The sequence below is a fragment of the Streptomyces sp. NBC_00287 genome (assembly GCF_036173105.1).
In the GTDB taxonomy this organism is placed as follows: Bacteria; Actinomycetota; Actinomycetes; order Streptomycetales; family Streptomycetaceae; genus Streptomyces.
In genome coordinates this window covers 3,076,740-3,102,463 of record NZ_CP108053.1, presented here as the reverse complement: position 1 = coordinate 3,102,463, position 25,724 = coordinate 3,076,740, and the positions used below count along the sequence as shown (strand labels likewise).

Here is a 25,724-nt window from a genome sequence, read left to right as displayed (position 1 = left end):
TTATGAGGTCGTGTCAGGTCGGCGGGATCGGGCGGCTTCGAGTAGCGGGGCGAGGCTGGGGACGAGCAGCACCCCGTCGTCCGCCGCGCGCAGTCGACGCCGGATCGTGTCGTTCGGGGCGTACCCGATGACGGGCAGGCCGATGCAGCGGGCGGCGGACAGTTCGGCGACGGTGGAGGCGATCAGCACGCCGGCCGAGGTGGGCACCCGTACATGGTCCAGCGCCTCCAGCAGCACGTGCGGATGGGGCATGAGCCGGGAGAGGTCCAGGGGGCGGCCGTACACACCGCCCCACACATGGTCGATCAGACGGCGCTGCCGCAGGTACCGTGCGACCGCGCCCGCCGACCGGTCGGTCACCACGATCGGCCGGGTTCTGCGCGCCTGCAGGGCCTGGAGCAGATCGGCCGCGAGCGGGGTGGGTCGCGCGGTGCGGACCGCCCGGCTGTCGTGCGAGTCGATCAGTCCGCGCACCTGGCGCTCCAGTTTGTGTCTCGCGAACGCCCGCAGCAGATCGAGGGAGTTGGCGTAGCCCTCCACAGAGGTGACAGGGCCGCCCGTCGGCAGTAGCGGCTGCCCGGACAGCGCGTCCTCGGGGTCCCGCTCCTCCACGAGCAGCCGGGCGACGTCCCGGAGCACCTCCAGCTCGGTGTCCGGCGTGTACAACCGCGCCAGCACCTCGTCGAACCCGAGCAGCACGCACCGCGCGGTCCGGATTAGCTCCTCCGCGTCGCGACGGGCGCCTGTGGGGAGGGCTGCGGGGCCCCGGAGCTCGGGCGGCAAGCTCCAGCGCAGCGCGTACCCGGGCACGCTCAACTGCGCCAGGGCGGCGCCGAGCCCCTCCCTGCCCCTGCGGCGCGCGCTGGCCAGCACGTCGGTCAGCATGCCGGAGATGTCGAGCCAGGGACTGCCCGCGGCCTTCAGCGGGTCGTCGACACGCCAGGTCAGGGAGACGCCGGGTGCGCCGGTGAGGGAGAGGTGGCGGGCTCGTAGATCGACCTCGTAGTAGTGCAACCCGACGGCGGGCGGCATCTCGAACGGCGGTTCCGTGAGGGCGAGTTCACCATTTGCGGCGGAGATGACGATCACATGGTCCTGGTCCAGGGGCTGGGGGATGTGCCCGTCGGGCGGCAGGGGGAAGGGCCCGCGCACCGCCCGCCCCTCCGCCGGGAGACGCCCGCCGGCGGCATGGCCGTACAGGCGGTACCAGCCGATGCCGTCGGTGAACTGGCTGAACAGTCGTGGGTCGGCGGCCTCACCGTCGACGACCTCCACGGAGTGCCAGAACTCCGAGAGCGCGACGATCGCCTGCGCCTCGGAGGCGTTCAGCGCGGCCCTGACCGTCCCGAAGTCAGGCCGGTCGCTCTGGACCTCGTCGTGGTACCGGATGTGTGCCTGCCAGAAAGTGACGCTCAGGCGCAGGCGACCCAGGTGCGGCAGCAGTTCGGGCAGCTTCTCCATCGTCGCCCGGAACAGCGGGGACGCGTCCACGTAGGGCGCCATGCGCGCGGTGACGCCCCAGTCGGCCTGAAGCATCGAGTACTCGTCCGGGGCGAGTCCGCTGGCCGTGACGATGTCCCCGACCAGACGGCGCAATGCCGCCATAGCCTCTCTGCTCGGCCGTCCGTCCGCGAACTCGTACCGCACGAAGTCGTGCTGGTCCGTCTCGACTTCGTCAGCCCCGTCCTCGTCCCCGTCCTCGTCCTCCTCAACCAGCAGCCGGTCCGGCTCGTCCTCCTCCAGCAGCGGCGGATCCTCGTGCACGGGTTCCTCCGGCCGGACCTCCGGCACCTCCGCGAACGCCTCGCGCAATTCATGCCCCAGAGCGAGCAGTTCGGGGTTGTCGCCGCCGGAGATCTCGTACTCCTCGAGCACGTCGAGGGCCTCCTCCGTACGGCCTTGGCGCTGGAGGGCGATCAGGTACAGGCGGCGGAAGTCCTCGCGGGAGGGGTGGGCGTGGAGGAGGTCGGCGAGGTCGGCTGCGGCACGCTCGAACTCCCCGAGTTCCAGGTCCAGTTCGGCGCGGGTGGCGTACAGGGAGAGGCGTAGCTGGTGGAAGCGGGTGCGGGCCGCGGCGGCGGCGGGGCCGGGGACACCGGAGAGTGCTTCGTCGCGCCAGAGGTGCAGGGCGCCGTGAACCGCGGCGCGGGCGGCCCCGGGATTGCCCGCCGAACGTTCCGCCTCCGCCTGGTCCACCAGCTGCTGGCAGTGGATGACGTCCACGAAGTCCGCGCTGGTGTGCAGGGCGTAGCCGTTGGGCAGGGTGGCCAGCACGCCGGGCCCCAGAGCATTGCGCAGCCGGGACGCGTAAGTGCCCAGCAGTGCGTCCGAACGGGAGGGGGCGTTCCGACCCCAGATGCCCTCGGTGAGCTGTGCATGTGTTACCCCGCGTCCGTGCTGGAGCAGCAGCATGGCCAGCATGGCCTGCTCCTGCGGGGAGCCGGTGGCGAGGGAGTGTGCGCCTGCGCGCAGGACCTCTACGGGACCGAGGAGCGCGTAGTGGTGGGGCTTGTAGGCCGAACGCGCCTCTCCGTCGAGCCGGTCCTCCTGGAGCAGGCGCAGGCCCTCCCGTTGCGCCGGCATCCGGTCGGAAAGGAGCGCGCGGAGGGCCGTGCCGTAGGTGTTCCGCAGTGGCCGCGGCAGGGCGACGAGTTGCGCTTCGTCGATGCGGGTACCGGCTTGTGCGGGTCTCCCGGCGGACAGGTGGAAGAGCAGTTCGCCGAGTGCCCGCAGATCCGCCGAGTACGCGGACTGCCCTGCTCCGAGCTGGAAGAGCGTGAGCTTCGCCGTGCCGTCCGGCAGGAGCAGCACCCTGGTCATACCGAGCCCGCCGTGCGGGACGCCAGCTCCGTGGACCGCGGTGAGGGCGCCTGCGAGTTGGCGCCCGAGGGCCGCCAGGAGGGTCACTGGAAGCCGGTAACCGCCCGGTGAGGCGAGCGAGTTCAGGGCTATACCGTCCAAGTGCTCCATGACGACGTACGGTTCGCCGTCCTCCGTGACCCCGTGGTCGAGGATGGCCACCACGTTCGGGTGGCGCATGGCCGCCAGGATCCGCGCGGCCTGGAGGAACTTCCCGAGCCGGGCCGGGTCACTCGGCGCGGAGTGCAGTCGTACCAGCACCGGCCGCCGCAGTTCGGTGTCCTGGGCCTGCCACAGGGTGCCGCTCGGACCGATCGGTTCCACAAACCGGTACCGCTCCCGCAGCGACCGCGACGGCTCCCGCCGCCCCACCAGCCGATCCCGCGTCTCCTGCGCCACCGTCGCGATCGGCTCACCGCCCGTGGCCGTCAGCGTCCCGGACTTCAACGGCGTCGTCGCCCGGATCTCCCCCGCCGCCACCCCCGCCCGTTCGTCGATCAACGCCCCGAGCCGGGAGAGCAGATCCGTCGTCCGCCGCCGTGCCGTACGCGGCAGGCTCCGCAGCAGCAACTCCCGTACGCCGGACCGGAAGGCATAGCTGCCCGGCGGCCCGGAGAGCCCCGTGAGCATGCCGCTGAGGATCACCTCCGCGAGGTGCTGCGGCCGCGGCTCCCGCTCCAGCGCGGCCTGCACCAGCCGCATGACGGGCAGATCCGGCCGCCCCAGCGCGAGATGCCCGGCCAGCCGAAATGCTTCCGGAGAAGCCGAGGCCCGGAAGCGCAGGACCAGCTCTTCGGCGGACAACTCCCCAATGTCCGTACGGCCCGACACCTCACCAGGAGGCCCGCTCAACCACCCCACCGCCCCCGGTACTTCCTGCCCACCCGGCGCCGCCACCAGCGAAGCCCAGTTCGCCAGCCATCGGGGCCCGGGCTCCAGGACGGGCAGGGGGATCGCGGCGCCGTCCACTTCGTCGTCGTACGGCGTGAAGGAGAGCCCGGAGTTGGGTGCCGCCGGACAAGGGGCGCGCAGCCGGCCGGCGGTCGTGGGCAGAGCCGTCTCCCGCCAGAGGTGTTCCGGCAGGGGTTGTACGACCGCCAGCGGCATCCGGCTTGCCCAGCGGCGCAGGGTGCCGTACCACCGGGTGCCGGCCGGGCCCTGGCGCCACTGCGGGCCCATGCAGTCGCTGATCAGAAGGGTGACCGTGCGGCCGTCGGCGTGGGTGTCGGAGTGGCTGGCCGTGCCGTCGGGTTCGGCTCTGTGCGCGGTGACCGTACGGAAGATCCCCGACTGGGCGAGCGTGGTGTGCAGTTCGCGGATCAACGGGCGCCAGACGGGCATCGTGGGGCCGGTGTCGTAGAGGAGGTTCAGGCGCAGCCAGCGCTCTTGGGCGGGGCGCAGGACCGGTAGCCACCACTCGGGGGCGGCGCCGAGGCGGGCGATGCGGTCGGCGGTGGCCCGCTCGTCGAGTTCTACGCGGTGGGGGGCGGCCGTGCGGCGCTTCAACGGGCGCAGGGAGCGTTGCAGGGCCAGGGGGTGGCGCAGCATCGGGGGCGCGGGGGCCAGCAGCTCGGCGTGGGGTTCGGGCGAGGGTCCCGGCGGGGCGGGGGCCGGGGCCGGGAGGTGGAGGGGGGCTCGGAGGGATTCCTCGGGCGGAGGAGGGGCGGCGGCCGGGGGTTCCTCGTGCCGCTGCTCGAAGGGTGGCGGTTCAGGTGGCTGTACGTCCTCCGCCTCCGCCGGTACGGCCGGCGTCGGCTCCTCCGGCGTCTCCATGTGCCGGGCCAGCCACAGCAGTTCCGCCAGTTCCCGCGCGGTCGGGCGCACGCCTCCGCCCGCCTCGGCCACGACGTCGGCCAGGCGGGCGAGAGGCGTGCGCTCAGAAGGCATCGGTGTGCTCGGCCTCCCCCAGATACGGCATCAGCTGTTCGGCGAGTTCGTCGAGGGAGTCCGCGCCGAGGTCGGAGGAGCGGGCCAGGTAGATGGCGTTCAGGAGCTGGTCGGTGGCGAGGCCGCCGCCGCCGACCCGGGCGAGGAAGCGGCTGATCAGGGTCTGGGCGTAGGCGTCGGGCTCCTCGTCGAAGTGGGCGCGGACGATGTCGGCGAGCCGGGTGTCGTCGGGCTGGCGCAGCCGCAGGCTGACGCAGCGGCGCAGGAAGGCGGGCGGGAACTCGCGCTCGCCGTTGCTGGTGAGCACGACGAAGGGGAAGGCATGGCAGCGGATCCGGCCGCGCTCCACGGCGACCCGCTGGTCGGTGCCGTCGATCATCACCTTGGCGACGGGGGTGTCCCGGGCGCCGCGGATCAGCTCGGGGATCTCGTACTGGCCCTCCTCCAGCACGTTCAGCAGGTCGTTGGGCAGATCGAGGTCGCTCTTGTCGATCTCGTCGATGAGCAGGGCGCGGGGGCGGGCGTAGGGGAGCAGGGCGGTGCCGAGGGGGCCGAGGCGGAGGTGGTCCTCGATGCCGGTGTCGGTGGGTGCGGTGGTGTGCCGGGCCGCGTAGAGGCGGGAGAGGGGGTCGTACTGGTAGAGGCCGTCGTGCAGGGTGCTGCGGCTGGTGATGTTCCAGCGCAGGACCGGGCCGAGGCGCAGCTCCCGGGCGACGGCGTAGACCAGTGAGGACTTGCCGGTGCCGGGCGGTCCGGTGACGAGCAGGGGGCGGCGCAGGTAGAGGGCGGCGTTGACGAGTTGGACCGTCTCCTCGGTGGCCTGGTAGGTGGCGGCGCGGTGGGTGCGGTCCGGGGAGACCGCGGCGGCGTCGGCCGTCGCGTCCGGCGGGTCGAGCAGCGGGTGGCCGTCGAAGGCCCGCCAGGGCGGTGGCGGCGGCAGCTCGGTGATGCCGTCGTGCGGCTCGTTGGTGCCGGTGTAGACGGGCCACAGGGGCATGGCTCTTCTCTCCTGACGGGCGCTTCAGCGGACGGGGGAGTGCAGGCTGGCGGCGGGCTGGGGGAAGCAGCGCGGGTCGTCCCACAGCAGTTGGACGTCCTTGGCCCAGTGCCCGTCGGGGTCGTCGTCCGCGTCGGCGGTCTCCCGTAACTCCATGACACGGCGCGGGAGTTCTGCGGGGGGTACGCCGGTGATGGTGGCGGTGAGCTCGTCGAGGAAGGCGGTGCCGGAGCAGGGGCCTTCGTGGGCGGGGTCGGTGCAGCCGGTGCGCGTCCACAGCAGCACCGGGACCGGGGTGTTGAGCCCGGCCTCGAAGTGCGGCCGGGCGGCGGTGGGCGGGTAGGAGAAGCCGGCCAGGTCGGCGTCGTTGTCGCGCAGCCGCTTGCGCAGGCTCGGCGGGCGTTCCCGGTCGCCGCAGTCGACGCGGTGCAGCCGGGCCGCGGTGCGCGCGTCCAGCTTCTGCCATTTCTTGGCCAGTTGATGCCTCAGCCGTCCGCTCCGGTACCGGGAGCGGTCCACCACGACCAGGGGATGGGCGCAGCCCAGCGGGGTGGAGTCCTCGGGCCCGCACTCCCAGTGCGCCACCGGCTCATTCAGCCATTCGCGCGGCAGCACGAACGTCACCAGTTCCTCGGCGCCGGGCGCGAGCTGGTCGAAGGCCTCGTCGACGCGCCGCTGGACGTACTCCCGTACGTCGGTGCGCGACAGCCGCGTGGCGTCCACGCGCCGTCGGTGCCCGTCCCGGTAGGCGGACACCTCCACGGTGACCTGGTCGGCGCCGGCGCCGCTGTGCTCGATCTCGACGAGGATCGGCGACCAGGCGGCCGGACGCGCGGGCGGGGCGTCGAGGAGTTCCCTGAGCCGGTCGGCGAACCGGGTCACCGCCTCCGTACCCGGCACCTCCCACTGCACATACCCGGCCGCCGCGCCCAGCGAGGCGAAGCCGCCCTCCGGCAGCGGTGGCCCGAACGGCCCCACGGCATCGACGAACAGCCGGTCCGGGGCGCAGTCGAGACCCTCGGCGACCGCCCTCCGCACCAGCGCGTACAGCCGCCGTACTGCCTCCGGGCGGTGGTCGGAGGCGGGGATCAACTCGCACAGCTCGGGCCAGTAGCGGACCAGCACCTGCGTCGGCAGCATCCGGCCGACCCGCATGTCCCGCCCGCCCGCGATCGTCGACACCATCCCGACCACCCGCCCGTCCGCGAGCGTCGCCGCCGCCCCGCTGAACCCCGGCGCCAGCGGCTGACCGTGCGCGGTGAGCGCCTCCAGCTGCGCCCACTCGTCCGAGATCAGCGGCCCGGGCAGGGCCCGATAGGAGGCGAGCATGCCCTCGTCGTACCCCTTGGGGAAGCCGTAGGCGATGAGCTCGCAGTGGTCCTGATCGACGCCGGGTGACGCGAACTGGGCCGGGACGAGCGGCACTTCGTGGTCGAGTTCGAGTACGGCGAGGTCGCCCGGGTCGGTGGCCCCGCCCCGCCAGCCGCCGTGCACGGCCACGGTGGCCGGTATCCCGGTCAGCTCACGGCGGCCCGGGAAGCTCACGACGACCGGTGCCACCTCGCGCCGCCGGACCACATGGGCGCAGGTGAGCACATGGCGGCCGGAGACCAGGAAGCCCGCGCCGACCTCGGAGCCGCACTCGACGCGGGCGTGCCAGGCAGCGCCGCTCATGACCGCTCGGCGGCCTCCGGGGCGGGCCCGGACTGCCCCGGTGACCAGGTCAGCTTGACCAGCAGATGGCCCTCCACGGCCCCCTTGGCGATGACCGCGCCGGACTCGGCGGAGAGCTTCACCCCGAACTCCAGCTCCACGGAGTCGGGCCGCAGCGACCCGTCCCGGAACACTCTGAGCGCGGACTCGGCCGCCGCCCGGACGCCCTCAAGCGCACCCTCGAAGGTGCGCGTCGCCCGGGCAGGACCGTCCTCGCGCGCGACCAGTCGGGCGCCGGACTCGTCCTCGACGCCCTCGACGACCACCACGGCGCCGTCCTCGGTCTTGAACTCCATCAGCCCGTCCATGGCGCCGCTCGCTCCCCCGTGAACCCTGCCCGCATGTGAACTCCATTGTTACGGACGGTGCTTGGAATGTCGCCGGTTCCGGGGGAAGAGGGCCTGCTCAGGTCGGAGCGATACCCCGGATCACCCCCAGCTCCACCAAGTCCTGGGGCCGGATCCGGAGTTGGTCCGCCGTTGCCTCCACCTGCTCCCCGGGCCGCTTGAGGATGGCTGCCGCCAGCTCCGGGGCGATCACCGAGAAGTAGCTGTCCGGTGTGGCCCAGGTGTTGCCCGGTGCGGCCAGGGCCAGTGCGCCGCCGGAGCCGCCCTCGCCGATCACCAGCGTGGTGACGGGTGTCCGTGCGGCGGCCAGTGCCGAGAACAGGTCCGCGATGGCGGCGCCCGCGCCTTGCCGCTCCGCCTCCGCGTCATTGGCCGCGCCCGGGGTGTCCACCAGCGTCAGCACCGGGATGCGGAGCCGGTCCGCGAGCCGGATCAGCCGGGCGGCCGTGCGGTAACCGGCCGGTCGGGTCGCGGTCCCGGTCTGCGCCGCGTAGGCGACGGAACGGCCCTCGTGCTCACCGAAGCCGCACAGCATGCCCTCGTCGTCCGTGCCGCCTGCGCGGTCGCCGGTGATGGTGACGCGGTGGGTGAAGTAGGCGTCCAAGTAGGCGTCAGAGCGGGGGCGTTCGGGGGATCGGGCGCGGCGTACGGCGTCCCAGCCGGTGGCCGGCAGCTCCAGGGAGCCGACGTGCCCCTGCGCCTCAGGGCCCGAGGAGCCCAGGGCCGCCGGCACCGGTGCCGGCGCCTCCGAGGTTGCGGTCAGTAGCCGTAGCCACCTGCCCAGCGTCGTGCGCAGTTGCTCCGGCGGTACGAGGGCGTCGGCCGCCCCCGCCGCCACCTGTGCCTCCGCCGTGTACGCCGCCGGGTCCGCGTCCGGTGGGCGGACCCGGGAGCCCGCGAAACCGACCTGGGCGCCGGGCAGTGCCAGGACCACGTCGGCGCCCGCGCCCAGCGTGGCCCAGCCGCCGCCCGTCGTCGGGTCCCGCAACACCGCGATCTGCGGCAGCCGCGCCTCCCGCGTCAGTACCGACTGCCGGGCCACACGCTGGAGTTGGGTGAGGGCGAGCATGCCCTCCTGCATACGGCTGCCGCCCGTGGCGATCAGCGGCACGACCGGGAGACGGTACCTACGGGCGTGCGCGTACGCCGCCTCCAGCCGGTCGCCGGTGCGTTCGCCGAGCGAGCCGCCGAGGAAGCCGAACTCGAACGCGAGCAGCACGGCCCGGGTGCCCTCGACGAGCGCGGTGCCACAGACCACGGACTCCTCCTCGCCGGTGCGTTCGGCGGCGCGGAGCCGGGAGCCGTCGTAGCCCCGCCAGCCGAGTGGGCCGTCGGGCGCGGAGTCCCGTTCCGGGGGCGGGAGTTCGGCGAAGGTGGAGTCGTCGGTGACGAGGGCGAGGATCTCCCGGGCGGAGAGCCGGTCAGCCACGGCCCAGCGCCCGCTTCATGATCTTCCCCATGTCGTTGCGGGGAAGGGCATGCAGGTGGTGCACCACGCGGGGCCGCTTGTGCGGGGCGAGCCGCCGGGCCACGTGATCGCCCAACTCCTCGACGGTGGGCGGAGTTTGCGGGTCGGCCGGTACCACCCACGCCACGATCCGCTCGCCCAGATCGGCGTCCGGCTCCCCGGTCACGGCGGCCTCCCGCACCCCGGGATGCTCCAGCAGCGCGTTCTCGATCTCCCCCGCGCCGATCTTGTAACCGCCGCTCTTGATCAGGTCGGTGGCCTTGCGGCCCACGATCCGGACGTACCCGTCGGGATCGCGCACCGCCATGTCCCCGGTCCGGAACCAGCCGTCCGCGGTGAACGCGTCCGCCGTGGCATCGGGCCGGTTCAGATACTCGGTGAACAGATTCGGCCCGCGCACCTGGATCTCGCCCACCGTCTCACCGTCGTACGACGTGATCGGCGCCCCGTCCTCCTCCACCAGCCGCAGCTCCACGCCCGGCAGCGGCACCCCGACCGTCCCCGGACGGGCCTCGCCGTCCGCGCGGATGCTGGTGTTCATGAGCGTCTCGGTCATGCCGTACCGCTCGATCACCCGCCGCCCGGTCGCCGCCGCGATCCGTTCGTGGTCGTGCACGGGCAGCGCGGCGGAACCGGAGACCAGCAGCCGCGCATGGGTGAGCCCCTTGGCGAGCGACGGGTTGTCCGCGAGATCCCCGGCGATCCGGTGGTACATCGTCGGCACGCCGAACAACATGGTCGCGCCGTCGTTCAGCTCGCGCGCGACTCCCTCCGGGCTGAACCGGCCGAGGTGACGCACGGATCCGCCACGCCGGAGCGGCCCGAGGATGCCCAGCACCAGCCCGTGCACATGGAACAGGGGCAGGCCGTGCACGAGGACGTCGTCGCCGGTCCACTGCCAGGCGTCGGCGAGGGCGTCCAGGGTGTGGGCGACGGCTCGGCGGGGGAGGACGGCGCCCTTGGGCGGACCTGTGGTGCCGGAGGTGTAGACGATGAGGGCGGGATCTTCGTCGGTGGCCTGCCGGGGCCGATGGGCGCCGGTTGCCCGTACGTCGACGTCGACGCGCTCCAAGTGCTCAAGAGCCGCCGGGAGTTCATCACCGGGTGCGGCCAGTACGACGCTCGGCGCGCTGTCGGACAGGATGTGCCCGAGCTCCTTCTCCCCCGACTTCGGGTTGAGCGGCACGGCGGCGACCCCCGCCTCCAGCGCCGCGACCACCGCGACGGCGGTCTCCAGCGCCGCGGTGGCCCACACGGCGACCCGTCCGCGCCCCGCGATCCGCTCCGCCAGGGCACCGGTCGCGGCGGCGAGCTCGGCATACGTCAGGGACCGCTCACCGAACCGCAGGGCGATCCGGTCGGGCGGGCCGTCGGCCAGGGCCGGGAAGAGAGTGGACACGCGTCGTATCTCCTTAGCTGTCGCCTCCGTCGCCCACCACGATGCCCCCCACTCCCGACCGAAGGCGGGAGATTCCGACCTGCCGGGTCGATGCTGTGCCGCTTATCACCCTTCTCCGGTCCGCGCCGTGAACCAGACCGCCAACTGGCTCCGCCTGCTGAACCCCAGCTTCACCAGGATCCGCTCGACATGCCCCTCCGCCGTCCGCTGCGAGATCACCAGCGCCTCGGCTATCTGCCGATTGGTCAGCCCCTGGGCGACCAGCGCCGCCACCTCGGCCTCCCGGCGGGTGAGCGGGCGGGTGTCCGGCGCCGCGGACGAGCCGGTCGTCGGTCGCCGTAGCTCGCCCAGCGCGTAGGCGACGACGTCGTTGCGGGACAGCGCGCCGCCGCGCCGGTGGGCCCGTTCGTAGGCCTGATCCCCGAGCGCCCGCCGCGCATGGCGCTCGGCCGCGCACCGCCGCCCCGACCCCCGGGCCTGCGTCGGATCGCCGCCGATGTCGCGCCAGATCCGGTCGACGGCCCCCCGCAGCACCGCGGCCCGCTCGGCCTGCCCGGCGAGGGCCTCCGCCGCGGCGAGCAGGTCCAGGGTGCGGGCGAGGCTCTGGCGGCGGCGTTCGGTGTAGGGCAGTCGCAGACACGCGCGCGCGTGCTCGGCGGCCCGGTCGTACTCGCCCAGCGACCAGTGCGCGAGGCCCAGCGTGCGCAGCGCCCAGGCCCGCGCCCACTGTTCGCCGTGCGCCTCGCAGACGGCGACGGCCTCGGCGCACAGGGCGGTCGCCTCGCCGGGCCGGCCCCGGCTGACCAGGGTGCAGGCGAGTTCGACGCGGGTGAGGACGACGAAGCCGACGGTCGTGGTGGCCGTCCGGCCGGTTCCGAAGGCGTCGGCCGGTATCGGGGGCGGGGCGGGTACCGGCAGTTCCGCGTCGGCGGGCGGGGCGCTGTGCGGGGGGTCGGTGCCGGCGAGGACGGCGGCGGAGCGGGTGTGCACGAGCGACATCAGCGCGCCTGCCCACATGGCGCGGGTCAGGGTCGCGTCGGGGCGTGCCCCGGCCCGCAGCGCACGGTCCAGCCAGTGCCGGCCCTCGCCCCAGGCGCCGCCCGCCACCCAGTGGAACCACAGGGTCGCGGCCAGCCGGAGCCCGTGCTGGGCCTCGCCCGGGGTGGTGAGACAGAAGTCCAGCGCGGCCCGGAAGTCGTCCTGGTCCAGGCGCAGCCGGTCGGTGACGGCGACCTGGTCGGGCCCGAACCAGGTCTGCTCGTACTCGGTGGCCAGCCGGGCGAAGTAGTCGCGGTGCCGGCGCCGGGTGACGGTGACCTCCCCGATGTCCTCCAGCTTCTCCAGGCCGTAGTGGCGCAGCGAGACGAGTAGCCGGTAGCGCACCTGGCCGCCGCGCTCCTCCCGTACGAGAACCGACTTGTCGACAAGCCCGGCGACGGCGTCCAGCACAGCAGTGGCGCCAAGACCCTCCCCACCGCACACGGCCTCCGCCGCGGCCAGGTCGAAGCCGCCGACGAACACCGACAGCCACGCCCACACCAACTGCTCCTGGGGCGTGCACAGGTCATGGCTCCAGTCGACGGCCGAGCGCAGCGTGCGATGCCGGGGCGCCGAGGCGGGGCTGCCGCCGGTCAGCAACTGATAGCGGTCGTCGAGCCGTTCGACCAGCTGGTCCACGCCCAGCGCGCGCACCCGGACCGCGGCCAGCTCGATGGCGAGCGGCAGCCCGTCGAGCCGGCGGCACAGCCGGGCCACCGCATGCTGGTTGCCCTCGCCGACCGTGAACCCGGGAACCACGGCCGCCGCCCGGTCCGCGAACAGCCGCAGCGCGGGGAAGTGTTCGGCGGCCGAGGCGCCGAGCTCCTCAGGGGCGGGCGCGGGCAACGGCGGCACCTCGTAGAGCTGCTCACCGGCGAGTCCGAGCCGGTGGCGGCTGGTCGCCAGGATCCGTACGCCGTCGCCGGCAGCCAGCAGGGTCTGCGCGAGCAGGGCACAACTGCGCAGCACATGCTCGCAGTTGTCGAGGACGAGCAGCAGAGTGCGGCCCCGCAGATGCTCCACGAGGACGTCCAGCGGCGGCCGCCCGGTCTCGTTGCGTACCTCCAGCGCGTCGGCCACGGCATGCGGGACGAACGCCTCGTCGCCCAGCGCGGCCAGCGGCACCAGCCACGCCCCGTCCGGGAAGGTACGCGCGATCTGCTTCGCCACATGCGACGCCAGCCGGGTCTTGCCGACCCCGCCGGGCCCGGTCAGCGTCACCAGCCGACCCTCGGTCAACAGCCGTCTGACGTCCGCCGACTCGTCCCGTCGCCCCACGAAGCTGGTCAGCTCCGCGGGAAAGCCGGAGGTGCGCCGTGTAGAGGATCCGCCCACGATCCACGCCCTCTGCTGTGGTCACGCACGCGTGCTCTTTCCCGCAGAGTAGGCACAAGATCCGCACGGCACGGCGGGTTCCCGGATTTCCCGCCTCTAAGGGTGACCTGGCCTTGCCTGCGCCAGCACCGCCTCCACCACCCGCTCGGTCGACCCCGGGTGCAGAAACAGGAACAGATTCGGCTCGACCAGCTCCAGCTCCATCACCCGCGGCTCCCCGTCCTCCCCGTCCACGAGATCCACGCGCGCGTACAGCAGCCCCTCGGCATCCGGTACGGCGGCCAGGGCGCGCTCGGCGACGGCGAGTTCGGCCGGGGTTGGCGTCCACGGTTCCAGGCCGGGGTGGGCGACCTTGTGCGCGTCGAAGGCCGTACCGGGCGCGAGCACGGCCTGCTTACGGCTGGCGTGCAGCAGCCGCCCGCCGAAGAACTGCAGCGCCCGCTCACCTCGGGTGTCGATGCTCCGCACATAGGGCTGCACCATCGCGGTGAAGCCCTCCTCGTGCATCCGCGCAAGATGCCGTACGGCCGTCTCGTGCTGGTCGGGCGTATAGCGCGCGGCATAACGCGCCCCCGCTCCCGAGGTGGGCTTGACCACGTACTCGTGATCGTCGGGGAGGTCGGCGGCATCCCCCGGCGCGAGGTACCGCGTGGGCACGACGGGTACGCCCGCCTCGGTGAGGTCCCCGAGATACCGCTTGTCGGTGTTCCACCGCACGACCGAGGCCGGATTCGCGAGCCGCGTCACCTTGCCGCACCGCTCGACCCACGCCAGGAACTCGGCGGTACGCCAGCTGTAGTCCCAGGTCGACCGGATCAGCGCGAGGTCGTACGCGGCCCAGTCGACGCCGTCGTCGTCCCAGTACACGACCTCCGCCTCGGCCCCGGCGCCGGCCAGCGCGTCGCGCAGCGCGGGCAGGTCCCGGTCGTGGCTGGTCGGGCCGGGGGTCGTAGGTGACCAGGGCTATTCGGGGCACGGCGGGCTCCAGAGTCGTAGGGCGGACCGCCCGCAGGCTAACCACAGCGCACGCAACCGCGACAACCGAATTGACCTTCCCCCTCGGTGAAGCCCCAGCATCGGGGCCAGGAACCGGAAGGGGGGCCCATGGAGGACATGCTCACGATCGGCGCCTTCGCGCGCGCGTGCCGTCTGTCGCCCAAGGCCCTGCGCCTGTACGACGAACTCGACCTGCTGCGCCCCGCACGCGTGGACCCGGAGACGGGCTACCGCTACTACGCGCTCGCCCAGCTGGAACGAGCCCGCCTGGTGGCGTGGCTGCGCCGCCTGGGCATGCCGCTGGCCCGCATCCGGGAGATGTGCGCACTGGCCCCGCAGGCGGCGGCGCGGGAGGTCCGGGCGTACTGGACGGGCGTGGAGGCGGAGACGGCCGTACGGCGTGACCTGGCGGAATTCCTGATCGACCAGCTGACGACGACGTCACGAAGGGACACCACGATGCTGGAACTGCGTCACTCGGCCCACTCGGACCGCGGCCGGGTCCGCCCGGCCAACCAGGACACCGCGTACGCGGGCACCCGGCTGCTCGCGGTGGCCGACGGCTTCGGCCCCGAGGGCGGCCCGGCGAGCAGCGCGGCGGTGACGGCACTGCGCCGCCTGGAGACGACGGACCTCGGCGCCGCGAACGTCCTGAACCTCCTGGAGGAGGCGCTCCAGGAGGCCGCGCACGGCATGACGGAGGACACCGGTACGACCCTGACGGCCCTGCTGTGGACCGGCTCCGGTCTTGCCCTGGTCCACATCGGCGACTCACGCGGGTATGTGCTGCGCGACGGCGGCCTGTTCCGCATCACCCATGACCACACCGTGGTGCAGTCCTTGATCGACGAGGGCCGTCTGACTCCGGAGGAGGCCACCTCCCACCCGCAGCGCGCCCTGCTCCTGAAAGCCTTGTCCCCAACCGCCACGGAGCCCCCGGACCTCCGCCTCCAGGACGCGGCACCGGGCGACCGCTACCTGCTCTGCTCCGACGGCCTGTCGACGGTGGTCCCCGACGCCCGCATCCGCGACGTCCTCACCGCGGCCTCCGACCCGGACAGCGCGGTCCGGTCGCTGATCGCCGCGGCGAACGAGGCGGGTGGGCCGGACAACGTGAGTTGTGTCGTGGCGGATGTGGTGGAGACGGGGGTCTGACCCTCACCTCACAGACTCTTCCGTCACCTCCAGCACCAGCTGCGGAACCCCGTCCGCGCCGAGCTGTCGCAGCACCAGCGCCAGCAGTTCCCCGCAGCGGACGGTGACCTCGCTGTCGGGTGGGAGGGAGCCGGCGAGGGTGATCAGTTGCCAGGCGCAGGAGGCTTCCATGAAGCACAGGTCACGGAGGTCGAGGACGGTGTGCGTGTCCTGGCGAGTCAGTGCCTCCCGCAGGATCGCGACGAAGTCGGTGCGGGCTCCGGGGGCCTCGGTCACCCGGAGAGGGTGGACTCGGGCCATGTCGTCCAGCAGGGTTCTGCCGAAGCGCTGTCGGTCGTACCAGCAGATCGCGGTGAACAGCGGGTCCGCGAAGAGTGGGGCCACCGAGGCCTCGTAGTCCAGCAGGATGTGCTCGTCGAGGCCCGCTTTCGGCGCCCAGCTCATGTCGGCCGCCACCCGCAGCCCGGCCCAGCCCTCGTGGTGGGCGCGTTCGACCTCGGTCCGGTACGCCTCGATCGTGCGCTCCTTTTGGAAGCGGCCGTCGGGGAGGTACATCTGCGGGGTGCGCTTCAGCGAGAGCTGGCCGTTCGTGTGTGCTTTCGTGGCTTCGATTCCGCCTCGGTCCAGGAGGGCGACCACCTCGTCGTCCTGGAGGTCGTCCGGGTCCATGACCAGCAGGACCTTCTCCTGGCGGGCGAGGCTGGTGCGGGTGTAGGCGGTGAACACCGCCCACGACGACTCGCCGTCACCCACCTCCAGACAGGCGTGGTCGCCCAGTTGCAGCCGCTCGACGGGGACAGTCCGCTCGGGAAGCTCCATAACGGCGACATTAGGCACAGTCGGAGCGCGGCCTCTTGGATGACCGGCGATGACAGGTTCGCGGGCGGGTTCTGGGAGGGGTGGAGTCAGGGGTGATCGGTTGTGTTCGGGTTCATACGGCGATCGACCGCCACCCGTTGCAGCAGCCCCCACGAGAACTCCGCCACGCACGCGTGCCGTACGCCACTGGCGTCAGGGGCCGTGAACGCCAGGCCCCAGCGTGTGGGTGCCGAGCCCTCCAGCGGTCGGGCGGGGGCGAAGGCGCGGGCCGCCTCGTCGACCGTGCAGGACCAGGGGGTCAGGTCGTCCAGGGTGTGCAGGGGCGGGGGAGCGGCGCCGGGGGCTCGGACCAGCCATTCGTTCCAGACGGCGCCGTTCGGGGCCAGCAGTACCTCGAAGCGCAGGGTGGGCCAGAGCGGGAGCGGCCAGAGCCAGGCCTCGCACTCCAGGTCGCCCACCTTCCGTGTGATCACCGACTCGGGTTCGCCGAGGACCGAGCGGTAGCGGGAGGCGGCCGCGCGGGAGCGGGGCGAGCGGACCATTGCCTGCCACTTCTTGTTCGCCTCGCGCATGTCGGTGATCGAGACGCCCAGTTGATGGCGGGCGTCCTCCACCAGGTCCGCGTTGTGGTCGGCCATCCGGCGCAGCAGGACGAGCTGGAAGTGGAGCGGGCCGAAGGGGCTAGTGGACGGCATGCGATCCATGGTCGCGCACCGGTCCGCCGGGGCGGCGGCCGTCCGGCAGGAACAGGACCGAGTTGACGTACCGCGGGCCGCCGCCGGGGAGGACGCGGCGCAGCAGGCCCCGGGAGACGACGTGCTGGGCCTCGGCCTGGTGGGCCTTGAGCGGGAAGCCCGCCAGCGGGACCCAGCTGTCGCCGGGCAGCACCCAGCCGGTGTAGCGCAGAAGGGAGAGGTAGGTGACCACCGGGGCGATCGGCTGGATGCGGCACTCCAGTTCCACGAACAGGGCCGGGCGGTCGCGGGCCAGGAGGCCGGTCGCGCCGCGCAGGACCGCCAGTTCGCTGCCGTCCACGTCGATCTTGATGAAGCCGACGTCCCGCAGCCCGAGTTCGTCGAGGGTGACACAGCCGACGTCCAGGGCGCGTCCGTGGATGTCCCGGCGGACCAGGGAGGACACCCCGCGGTCGCCCGCGTCGCCGGAGGGCAGCCAGAGGCGGGCGGTGCCGGGGCGGTCGGAGGCGGCGGCCTGGATCACGCGGACGTTCGGCGGGGCGCCGGAGGCGAGGAGCTTGGCCAGACGGGGGACCGGTTCGACGGTCACCACCTGGCGGGCGCGGCGTGACAGGCGTCGCGTCCACGGGCCGTACCAGCCGCCGACGTCCACCGCCGTACCGCAGGACGACGGGCAGAGCTCGGCGAGCCGGGCCAGCTCGGGTTCGAAGCGGGGGTAGACGGCCCGGGCGGTCGCGGCGACGAGCCGGACCGGCAGGAACGGGGCCAGGCGGGCCGCGAGGGTCGTGGTCATGTCACCATCCGTTTGAGGAGCGCCTCGTGCTCGTCGTCGCCGACCTGCTCCCCCGAGGACGGCAGCAGTTGCGGTATCCCGTCGATGACCGGGTAGCGGCGGCGCAGTCTCGGGTTGTAGAGCGCCTCGCCGGGATCGGCGGGACCGTCCGGCGGGAGCAGATGCAGCGGGCCCTTGTCGAGCGGGCAGGCCAGGATCCGCAGCAGTGGGTCGTCGGGGTTCATGGTGGGGTCAACTCCTTGGCGCCGACGGCGGGTTGGGTGCGCGCCGGCTGGTCGTGCCGGGGCATGGACAGCAGTACGGCGATGGCGAGGGCGATGCCCGCGATGCGCAGCGCGAGCCGCAGCGGGTCCTCCGGCAGCGCCTCGCCGAACGAGAGCGTGCCGAGCACCGCCGTATAGAGGCAGGTCACGGTCGTGCACACCGGCACGATCAGCGAGGCCCGGCAGCGCTGCAGCGCCGCCTGCGACATCACCAGGCCGAACGCGCCGGTGAACAGCAGCAGATAGGGATACGGCGACCGCAGCAGACCGAGCAGCGCGCCGCCGAGCCCGTCGGCCGTCAGATGGCTCGACACCCCCTTGATGGCCAGCGAGCTGACCCCGTACAACAGGCCCACCGCCACGCCGTACTCCACGCCCGTGGTCGGCAGCCGGTGCCGGTGCCGGGTGCGCCGCTCGGCGGAGTTGTACAGCCATACGCCACCGGCCAGCGACGGTACGCACACCAGCAGGATCAGCGGGTACGGCGCCTCCTGGCTGACCGTCTCCGACCCTTCGCGCAGTGACAGCACCACCATCAGCAGGGCGGCGAGGATCGCGGCGAGCGCGTACCGCTCCCGGCCGCTGGTCTCCTCGCCCAGCAGACGGGCGGAGAGCAGGACGAGCAGGACCAGACCGGAGACGAACAGGCCCTGAGCGGCGGCGATCGGCAGGGTGCGGTAGACGGCCAGTTGGGCGGCGAATCCGGCGGCGAGGGCCAGCGACCCGCCGATCCAGAGCGGGCTGCCCAGCACCAGCCGCAGCAGCCGGGCGGGTTGCCGGATCGTCACCTCGGGCAGGGCGGCCAGGGCCCGCTTCTCCAGGACGAATCCGGTGCTGTACAGGACGTTCGCCAACAGGGCCGCGGCCACTCCCCACCACATGGTCTGCGTCCCCTTCCTAGGTCTTGCGCGCGGGTGTCTTCTGGGCGTGCAGCAGAAGGATCGAGGCGAGTGGGGGTCTGGAGCAGGCCAGCCGGTCGAACGGGCGCAGCGGACGCGGTACGCCGTGGAAGGGGGCGCCTGCCAGGCGTACGACCTCGAAGCCGGAGGCGGCGACGAACTCCCGTAGCGCGCGGGCCGTGTAGAGGCGCAGGTGGCCTACGACTTCCTTGCCCGGGCGGCCGTGGATCGCGCGCAGGCTGACTTCCGAGAACACGGGTTGGATGCCCGCGAGGAGCAGGGCGCGGTTGTACCAGGCGGCCAGGTTCGGGGTGGACAGCATCAGATGGCCGCCGGGGCGCAGGACGCGGCGGATCTCGTCCAGTGCGGCGTCCGGGTCCACGAGGTGCTCGATCACCTCGCTGAAGAGCACGGCGTCGGCGGACTCCGACCTGAACGGCAGGCCGCCGTCGGTGAGTTCGCCGCGGACCGGGCTGCACGCGAGGCGGGTGCGGGCCCGGCGCAGGGCGTCCTGGGACCAGTCGACGCCGATGATGCGGTGGCCGGGGAGGAGAGGGGCGGCCACGGCGGCCGCGGTGCCGTCGCCGCAGCCGATGTCCAGGATCGTGCCGGGGGTGTCGGTGCCGAGGGCTGCCGCCAGCATGCGGGCCTGGCGGAGGCTGCGGGGGGTGCCGGAGGAGACGGGGACGGTGGGGTCCTCGTAGAAGTCCCGTAGGTCCTTGGGGGGTGCGGTGGTGGTCACTGGGGGACCTCCGTGGTGTGCAGGTAGTGCTCGAACAGGTCCCTCAGGTGGGCTCCGTCGCCGTGGCTGAGCAGCGCGCGGGACCAGCGCAGGGCCAGGTGCAGACGGCCCGCGGTGGAGGCGGTGGTGACGGTGAGGCCGCGGGGCATTCTGGCGGGGGCCGAGAACCAGACCGCGTGCGCGCGGCCGGCGTCCTCGCCGAAGTCCAGCGCGTAAGGGATGCGGCCGATGTTGCTGAGCAGGGTCGTCGACGTCCAGGGGGCGGCGGCTCTGCGCAGGCCTCGGGTGAGGGTGGCCCGCCAGGCCACGGGGGTGACCGGGGCGGTGAGCAGGGCCGCGCCTCGGCCGAGTTGGGGGCGGGGGAGGGATTTCAGGGCGCGGGTTCTTGTCGCGGTGCGGCTGAGCAGGTCCTGCATGTCCGTGGGGTTCAACTCGTCGGGGCTGAAGGGGACTTCCACGAGCCGCGTGCCGTTGCCGATGGGCATGGTCGTGTCTCGGGGGCGGTCGTCCACGGGCATCGTGATGCGGAGGGGGCGGGGTGGGGCGCCGTGTTCGCGGTTCCAGTGGGCGATGGTCAGGGCTGTGGTGACCATGAGCTGGTCGTTGACCGTGTAGGGGGAGCCCTTGGGGCGGTGGGGGAGGGGGAGCTCGGTGACGAGCATGCCGTTGCCGGGGGAGGGCTCGGGGGTGCCGGGGGCTACGCGTGCGGGGCGGGACCAATTGGAGGGGGTGTCGGTAGGGGGGTGCGGGGTTTCGGGGGTGCGGGTGGGGGGTGCGGCGGGGGAGTTGTCGCGGCCGCCGTACAGCTCCGCCGCGGTGGCCAGGACGCGGAGACAGGCGGGGCCGTCCAGGGCGGTGTGGTTGATGGTGAGGAAGAGGACGGTGTTGTCACCGAGCGACGCCCCGTCGGCGGGGGCGAGTGAGCCCACCTCGCCCACGGCGTCCGTCGCCTCGCTCCCCTCCACCGGCCCCGCCCCCTCCACCACCTCCAGCCGAATCGGCGGCGAAGTCGACAAGGGTGGCACTGCCGTGAGCGCTCGGGTACGGGCGTCCCGTAAGGCGTCTCTGCCCGGGGTCGGGAAGCTCACCACCTCCACATCCGGCTCCCCCGTCAGCTCCCACTCATAGCGCCGCCGGTACCACCGCCCCGGCGCCTCCCGCATCAGGATCCGCGGATGGCGTCGTAGCGCCTCGACGAAAGCCGTGCGCAGCCGAGCAGGGTCCAGGCGCCCCGGCAGATGCACCTCGATGTGTACCGTCTCCGGCTCCTCCTCCTGGAGACAGTGCCGGGCCACCTCGTCCACCACCGGGAACGGGATGCGCTCGGGTGCCCGATCGGCCCGATGGTCCACCGCCGTCATGTCGGCTCGCCCCTCCCCGCGGTGCCGGGCTCGCGCAGGGTCGGCCGGTCCGCCTCCGGTCCGGTGGCGGGTGGGGGCGATGGCAAGGGCGGCAGTACGGCAGTCGAACCGGGCCCACTCGGCACCGCCGTCGCACCGCCGGACTCCTCCGCCGCCTCCTCCCGCTCACCCACACTCACCAGCGCCGCGAACAACCCGATCAACGCCAGCAGTTGAGCCGTATGACCGAACGCCCCCGTCGACTCCCGCACCGGCTCCCCGGCCCCCACCGCCGCCACGACCCCGGCCGCAGCCAGCGCCAACAACGCGATCGGCACCAGGAGTTCGTGCCGCCGCCGAGCCAGCAGCGCCAGTGCCGGTACGAGCAGTGCGAACCAGCCCGCGATCACGGCCGCGACCAGCGTCAGCGCCACCGTGCCGAGCCACAGGCCGGGCAGCGGCGGCAGCGGCTGCGGGGCGTCGGGGTTCGGCTCGCGGCGCCGCCACAGGGCGAGGCCCGCCAGGGCCGCCAGTCCCACTCCACTGCCGATCAGGCCCGCCTCGTACGTCACCGCCGGTTCGTACGACAGCTCCACCGTGCCGCCCTCCCCGGCCGGGATCCGCCAGCCCTGCTGCCAGCCGTCCAGGCGGACCGGGGTCAGCTCCTTGCCATTGAGCTCGGCGCGCCAGCCGTCGTTGAAGTTCTCGTACGTCGTCAGGTAGGCCGCCGCGCCCGAGCCGACGGTCAGCTCGCGGCGGTCGCCCAGCCAGTCCTGTACGCCCAACTCCCGCCCGGCGGCAGGGGAGTCGGGGATCGTGCCGCGGGTCAGGGTCACCGCCGTCACGACGAGCGGACCGGCGTCTCCGGCCTCGACCCGGTGCGAACCGGACGGCAGATCGAGACCGGCCTCCGGGCACGGGGTCACATCCACCGGACGGCGCTCCATCAGGTCCCGCACGGTCCCCGTCACGCTCGTCTCGTACAGCTCGCTGTCCACCGCCAGCACCGGCCCCTCCCCGCACGGCAGGGAGAAGGTCCGGCCGGCCTCCGGCTTCGGGGTGCGGTAGCTGTCGAGGGCCGGGATGTAGGCCTCCGTGAGGCCCACCGGCAGCTGTACGTCCTCGTCGGCGAAGGGGTTGTACAGGGTCAGCGGGGCCGTCTCCGTGACCGTGATGTCGAGTCGGTCCGTGGTGATCGGCGGGAAGCGGACGTTGCCGTTCTCGTCGACGCCCGCGATGACCGCGCCGTCCGGGGAGCTGATGTGGACCTCGGAGGGGCGGCTGGACAGGCCGCCGGCCGGGGGCAGGACGATCTCGCCGACGGGCTGCTTGCCCTCCCAGCTCAGATGGATGGTGGGGCGCTCGCCCGCGATCCAGGCCGTGGTCAGGTCGCCGTCGGTCAGATTGCGGGCGGAAAGGCCCGCGCCCAGCCGCGCCGTCGAGTCCGCCGTCGCCACGATCCGGTTCTGCTGCTCGGGCGCCACCTCGTACAGCAGCCGGTCCAGCGCCTCACCGGGCACGGGTATCGCGCTCGCGCCGATCTCGTACGTCCCCGCCGCCCCGGTCGAGAAGCGCCGGTGCAGCCCGGCCTCCGTGCCCGTCGCGGAGAGCCCCGTGGGGTCTGCCGGGCGGTTCAGGGAGATGATCTCGGCGCTCGCGGAGGAGTCCTCGGCGTCCGTGGGCAGCCGGAGCAGGCGGGTGACCTGGACGTCGGGCAGGGTGATCTCGGTGAAGCCCGCGCCGGTCAGACCCGTGCGGCGCTCCACCGAGTCGACGATCGTCAGCCTCATCCAGTCCGTCGCCCCGGCCGGTGCCTTGATGCTCTGGGTCAGGCCATTGGGCTCCAGGTAGCTGGTCCTGGTCCCCTTCTCGGTCTCCACCCGCACCCGCGTCGGCGCAGGCCGCACGCCCTCCTGCGGCAGCGGCGTCACCTTGAACGCGGCCGGCATCTCGTACTCCTCCGAGAACCCGATCCGCAGCCACTCCCCGTCCGGCGAGTCCTGCGAGCCTTCGGTCCAGGCGGTGTCCTGATTGCCGTCGAAGGCGTTCACCGGGTCGTACTGCGGCAGATGGAACAACCAGCTGCCGTAGGAGGAGGCCGACACCGAGCGGGCGCCGCGCAGTTCGGAGACCGTCTGATGGTCCAGGCCCTTCGAGGGCAGGATCTGGTGCGGTTTCTCACCGGCGTCCTGGGCGGCGTCGGGCGCGTTGCGTTCGTCGCGGGTGTACGTGTACGACGTGTTGGCGTTGACCAGCCCGAACCGCGTGTCCGCGCGCCGCAGCCCGTCGCCGACCACCTGCACCGGCGGGGAGCCGAGCCCCGGGTGGTTGTCCCCGGTCAGCACGCTCGCCCGGCCGCGCAGTTCACCGGCGACCGGCAGCAGCGACTCGGGCCCGCCGGAGACCACGGCGGTGTCCGCGACCGGACTCAGCCCCGCCTGCCTCGGCCGCGGCACGTCCTGGGGCGGCTGGTAGATCTCCACGGCCCGCTGCCTCGGATACAGGCCCTCGATCTGGAGCGGGGTGTCGGGGGCGATCACCCCGCCGGTCATGAGGGGCCCGTAGCCCTTCACCCGCTGATAGCCGGACTGTTCGAGGGTGCGCTTGACGAACGTCGTCGGGACGTTGCCGATCTGGTCGGGATCGAGATCGTTGCGGACGACGACGTAATAGATGCCCGCGCGGCTCAAGTAGTCGCCCAGGCCCGGGACTTCGGCCCCGCTGGTCAGTGCCTGCTGCACGGCGTCCATGGCGCGCCGGTTGCCGGAGGTGCCGAACGGGACGTAATCGCGTTGCGCCCAACGGGAGTCGGCGACCACGTCGAGCGGCTGGTCGATGGGGGAGCCCCAGGTATAGATGCCGTGCGCGGTCGCCGGGACGACCAGGACCCGCGCGTCCGGGGAGAACTCCTCCATCCAGTCCGCCGTGGCCGACCAGTAGTCGGGGATCTCCTTGAACGAACCCGGGTTCAGGATCGAGCCGTTGAGGTACGGCCACATCAGACCCGGAAGCACGAGTACGGCCGCGATCAGCGGGACGAACCGCCGGCCCGGCACCGGACGGGCGCCGCGCTGCTCGGCCGCCACGCCGACCAGATGGGCCAGGCCCAGGACCAGTGCGAGGGCGAGGCCGGTCTGGAACTTGTAGATGTTGCGGAAGGGGACGAGACCGCCGTCCAGCCAGTCCTGCACCACCCCGTGGAAGGGGGCGCCGAACGCGCCGCCGTACCCGGCGAGCAGGATCAGCGCCATCGTCAGCACGGTCAGCACCAGCCAGCGCCGCTCGGGCATGTCCCGTCTCGCCAGGCCCGCGAGCCCGAGTCCGGCCGCCAGCGCCGAGCAGACGATCACCACCACCGAGGAGGCGACCGCCCAGCCGGCCGGCAGCCAGGCGTCCCCGAAGTGCAGATAGGCCACCCAGTTCCCGGACCCGCGCAGTGCCTCCGTAGCCGCCATGGTCTCGGTCGTGGTCTGTGAACTCTCCACATACGGAAGGAAGTTCTCGCCGTAGACGCCGAGCAGCAGCAGCGGGATCCACCACCACGCGGTCGCCAGGATCACCCCCGGCACCCACCAGGCGATCAGCTTGCGCTGCCGCGGTCCGGGCGGCCTGGTCAGGAGATACAGCCCGATCGGAAGGAGGGAGGCGAGCGTCGAGGCCGCGTTGACCCCGCCCATGAACGGGATGATCAGCGCCGAGCGCAGGGCGGCGACGCGGGCGCTGTAGCGCTCGTCGACCAGCGGGAGCAGTACCCAGGGCAGGAAGGCGCCGGGCAGTGCGGCCGCCGAGGTGGAGCCGACGACGATCGTGAACACCGGCCACAGCGCGTACGTCACGGCCGCGAGCAGCCGGGCGGTGCCGTTGCCCACCCGCAGCCGCTCGGCCAGGCGCAGGGCGCCCCAGAAGGCGACGGACACGATGAGCGACAGCCACAGCCGTTCCGCCAGCCACACCGGCAGCCGTATGAGATCGGCGAGCCAGTAGAACGGCAGCATCGGCCACAGATAACCGGCGTACTGGTCGGAGATGCCGCCGAAGCTTCCCTGGTCCTGCCAGAGCTGGCCCAGGTCGGACAGGAACCGTCCGGGGTCGACGGTCACCCCGAGCTTGGTGTCGAAGGTCTGCCTGCCCGGGTGCACCGCGAGCAGCAGCACCAACACCACGGCCCAGAATCCCAGCAGCCAGCGCCGCGACCGCGGACCCTCCGGGGGGCCCGCCATGATCGCGGTGGTGGGAACGGCTGCCGGAGGGGGAGCCTGGACCGTGGTCGTCATTAGGGACACCGCCGGAGGATGAGGAGGAGGTTCCAGGTGGCGAACTCGCGGATGCCGGGCGCCTTGACGACGGTCTCCGCGAGGAAGGGCCAGTAGCGGGAGCGTGCCGAGACGACCGTGACGTCGTCGCGGGCGCGGACCTGCCGCAGGGTGGGCCCGATGTGCACGGCGAACAGGTTCTCGCCGAGGGTGTGCTTGGCGGGCCTTCCGGTACGGCGCCGATAGCGGGCGCGGGCCCGCTCGGCACCCAGGTAGTGCCAGGGGGCCCACTCGTGCCCGCCCCACGGCGACAGCCAGTTGGTGAACGACACATAGATCAGCCCGCCGGGCCGGGTCACCCGGATCAGCTCGCTGAGGAAGGTCTGCGGGTCGGCCACATGCTCCAGCACATTGGAGGAGAAGGTGACATCGGCGACCCGGTCGTACAGGGGCAGCAGATATCCGTCGGCGATCACGCTGCCGTCGGGGGGTTTCTCACCGAGCTCGGTCAGATCCGGTTCGAAGAGATACGCCTGTGCGCCGCGCCGCCGGAACTCCTCGGTGAAGTACCCGCTGCCTCCGCCGACATCGACGACTGTGCGTCCGGCGACGGGTCCGTCGTAGGCCTCGACCTGGTCCACGGCGTCACGGGCGAGGAGGGAGTAGCAGGCCTCGGGGTCCTGCTGCTCGCGCATGAAGGCCCGGAAGAGTCCGAGGGATCGACGG

17 protein-coding genes and 1 pseudogene are annotated in these 25,724 nt (G+C 72.8%); 1 reads left to right on the top strand and 17 read right to left on the bottom strand.

The features are described from left to right. The 8 genes and pseudogenes from OHT76_RS14150 to OHT76_RS14115 all read right to left on the bottom strand — a co-directional run bounded on the left by OHT76_RS14150 (position 1) and on the right by OHT76_RS14115 (position 14,019). On the bottom strand, positions 1-4,746 hold the full coding sequence (locus OHT76_RS14150; RefSeq protein WP_328871171.1) for an SAV_2336 N-terminal domain-related protein: 4,746 nt from the start codon (positions 4,744-4,746) through the stop codon (positions 1-3). Continuing rightward, complete coding sequence (locus OHT76_RS14145) at positions 4,736-5,743, bottom strand: AAA family ATPase (RefSeq protein ID WP_328871170.1); 1,008 nt, start codon at positions 5,741-5,743, stop codon at positions 4,736-4,738. The genes OHT76_RS14150 and OHT76_RS14145 overlap by 11 nt, the downstream gene beginning before the upstream one ends. 24 nt (positions 5,744-5,767) lie before the next feature. Further along, positions 5,768-7,417: a VMAP-C domain-containing protein gene (locus OHT76_RS14140; protein ID WP_328871169.1), complete on the bottom strand. Its 1,650-nt coding sequence runs from the start codon at positions 7,415-7,417 to the stop codon at positions 5,768-5,770. Continuing rightward, positions 7,414-7,764, bottom strand: a complete 351-nt coding sequence (locus OHT76_RS14135) for a CU044_2847 family protein (protein ID WP_328871168.1) — start codon at positions 7,762-7,764, stop codon at positions 7,414-7,416. The genes OHT76_RS14140 and OHT76_RS14135 overlap by 4 nt, the downstream gene beginning before the upstream one ends. A 97-nt stretch (positions 7,765-7,861) precedes the next feature. After that, complete coding sequence (locus OHT76_RS14130) at positions 7,862-9,232, bottom strand: carboxyl transferase domain-containing protein (RefSeq protein WP_328871167.1); 1,371 nt, start codon at positions 9,230-9,232, stop codon at positions 7,862-7,864. Further along, positions 9,225-10,670, bottom strand: a complete 1,446-nt coding sequence (locus OHT76_RS14125; RefSeq protein WP_328871166.1) for an acyl-CoA synthetase — start codon at positions 10,668-10,670, stop codon at positions 9,225-9,227. Before OHT76_RS14125 ends, OHT76_RS14130 begins: the two co-directional genes overlap by 8 nt. A 105-nt stretch (positions 10,671-10,775) precedes the next feature. Next, a complete protein-coding gene (locus OHT76_RS14120; RefSeq protein WP_328871165.1) occupies positions 10,776-13,043 on the bottom strand; it encodes an ATP-binding protein in 2,268 nt (755 codons plus the stop codon). A gap of 96 nt (positions 13,044-13,139) precedes the next feature. After that, a pseudogene (locus tag OHT76_RS14115) lies at positions 13,140-14,019 on the bottom strand (ATP-grasp domain-containing protein). Between the two features lie 128 nt (positions 14,020-14,147). Here OHT76_RS14115 and OHT76_RS14110 point away from each other — a divergent pair. Beyond that, positions 14,148-15,194 carry a MerR family transcriptional regulator gene (locus OHT76_RS14110; RefSeq protein ID WP_328871164.1) on the top strand — a complete coding sequence of 349 codons (1,047 nt, stop codon included), beginning with the start codon at positions 14,148-14,150 and terminating at the stop codon, positions 15,192-15,194. A 3-nt stretch (positions 15,195-15,197) separates the two neighbouring features. On the opposite strand, the gene OHT76_RS14105 is transcribed toward OHT76_RS14110, so the two are convergent. The 9 genes from OHT76_RS14105 to OHT76_RS14065 form a co-directional block, all read right to left on the bottom strand. After that, positions 15,198-16,013: an MEDS domain-containing protein gene (locus OHT76_RS14105; protein ID WP_328871163.1), complete on the bottom strand. Its 816-nt coding sequence runs from the start codon at positions 16,011-16,013 to the stop codon at positions 15,198-15,200. An 86-nt stretch (positions 16,014-16,099) separates the two neighbouring features. After that, complete coding sequence (locus OHT76_RS14100) at positions 16,100-16,708, bottom strand: hypothetical protein (protein ID WP_328871162.1); 609 nt, start codon at positions 16,706-16,708, stop codon at positions 16,100-16,102. Further along, a complete protein-coding gene (locus tag OHT76_RS14095) occupies positions 16,695-17,501 on the bottom strand; it encodes an FkbM family methyltransferase (RefSeq protein WP_328871161.1) in 807 nt (268 codons plus the stop codon). The genes OHT76_RS14100 and OHT76_RS14095 overlap by 14 nt, the downstream gene beginning before the upstream one ends. Next, positions 17,498-17,725: a Trm112 family protein gene (locus OHT76_RS14090; protein WP_315886477.1), complete on the bottom strand. Its 228-nt coding sequence runs from the start codon at positions 17,723-17,725 to the stop codon at positions 17,498-17,500. The genes OHT76_RS14095 and OHT76_RS14090 overlap by 4 nt, the downstream gene beginning before the upstream one ends. Beyond that, complete coding sequence (locus OHT76_RS14085) at positions 17,722-18,633, bottom strand: hypothetical protein (protein ID WP_328876528.1); 912 nt, start codon at positions 18,631-18,633, stop codon at positions 17,722-17,724. Before OHT76_RS14085 ends, OHT76_RS14090 begins: the two co-directional genes overlap by 4 nt. 28 nt (positions 18,634-18,661) lie before the next feature. Continuing rightward, on the bottom strand, positions 18,662-19,405 hold the full coding sequence (locus tag OHT76_RS14080; RefSeq protein ID WP_328871160.1) for a class I SAM-dependent methyltransferase: 744 nt from the start codon (positions 19,403-19,405) through the stop codon (positions 18,662-18,664). Beyond that, a complete protein-coding gene (locus OHT76_RS14075) occupies positions 19,402-20,766 on the bottom strand; it encodes a condensation protein (RefSeq protein WP_328871159.1) in 1,365 nt (454 codons plus the stop codon). Before OHT76_RS14075 ends, OHT76_RS14080 begins: the two co-directional genes overlap by 4 nt. Beyond that, a complete protein-coding gene (locus OHT76_RS14070; RefSeq protein ID WP_328871158.1) occupies positions 20,763-25,019 on the bottom strand; it encodes an alpha-(1->3)-arabinofuranosyltransferase domain-containing protein in 4,257 nt (1,418 codons plus the stop codon). The genes OHT76_RS14075 and OHT76_RS14070 overlap by 4 nt, the downstream gene beginning before the upstream one ends. Further along, positions 25,019-25,693 carry a class I SAM-dependent methyltransferase gene (locus OHT76_RS14065; protein WP_328876527.1) on the bottom strand — a complete coding sequence of 225 codons (675 nt, stop codon included), beginning with the start codon at positions 25,691-25,693 and terminating at the stop codon, positions 25,019-25,021. The genes OHT76_RS14070 and OHT76_RS14065 overlap by 1 nt, the downstream gene beginning before the upstream one ends. Positions 25,694-25,724 lie beyond the last annotated feature (31 nt).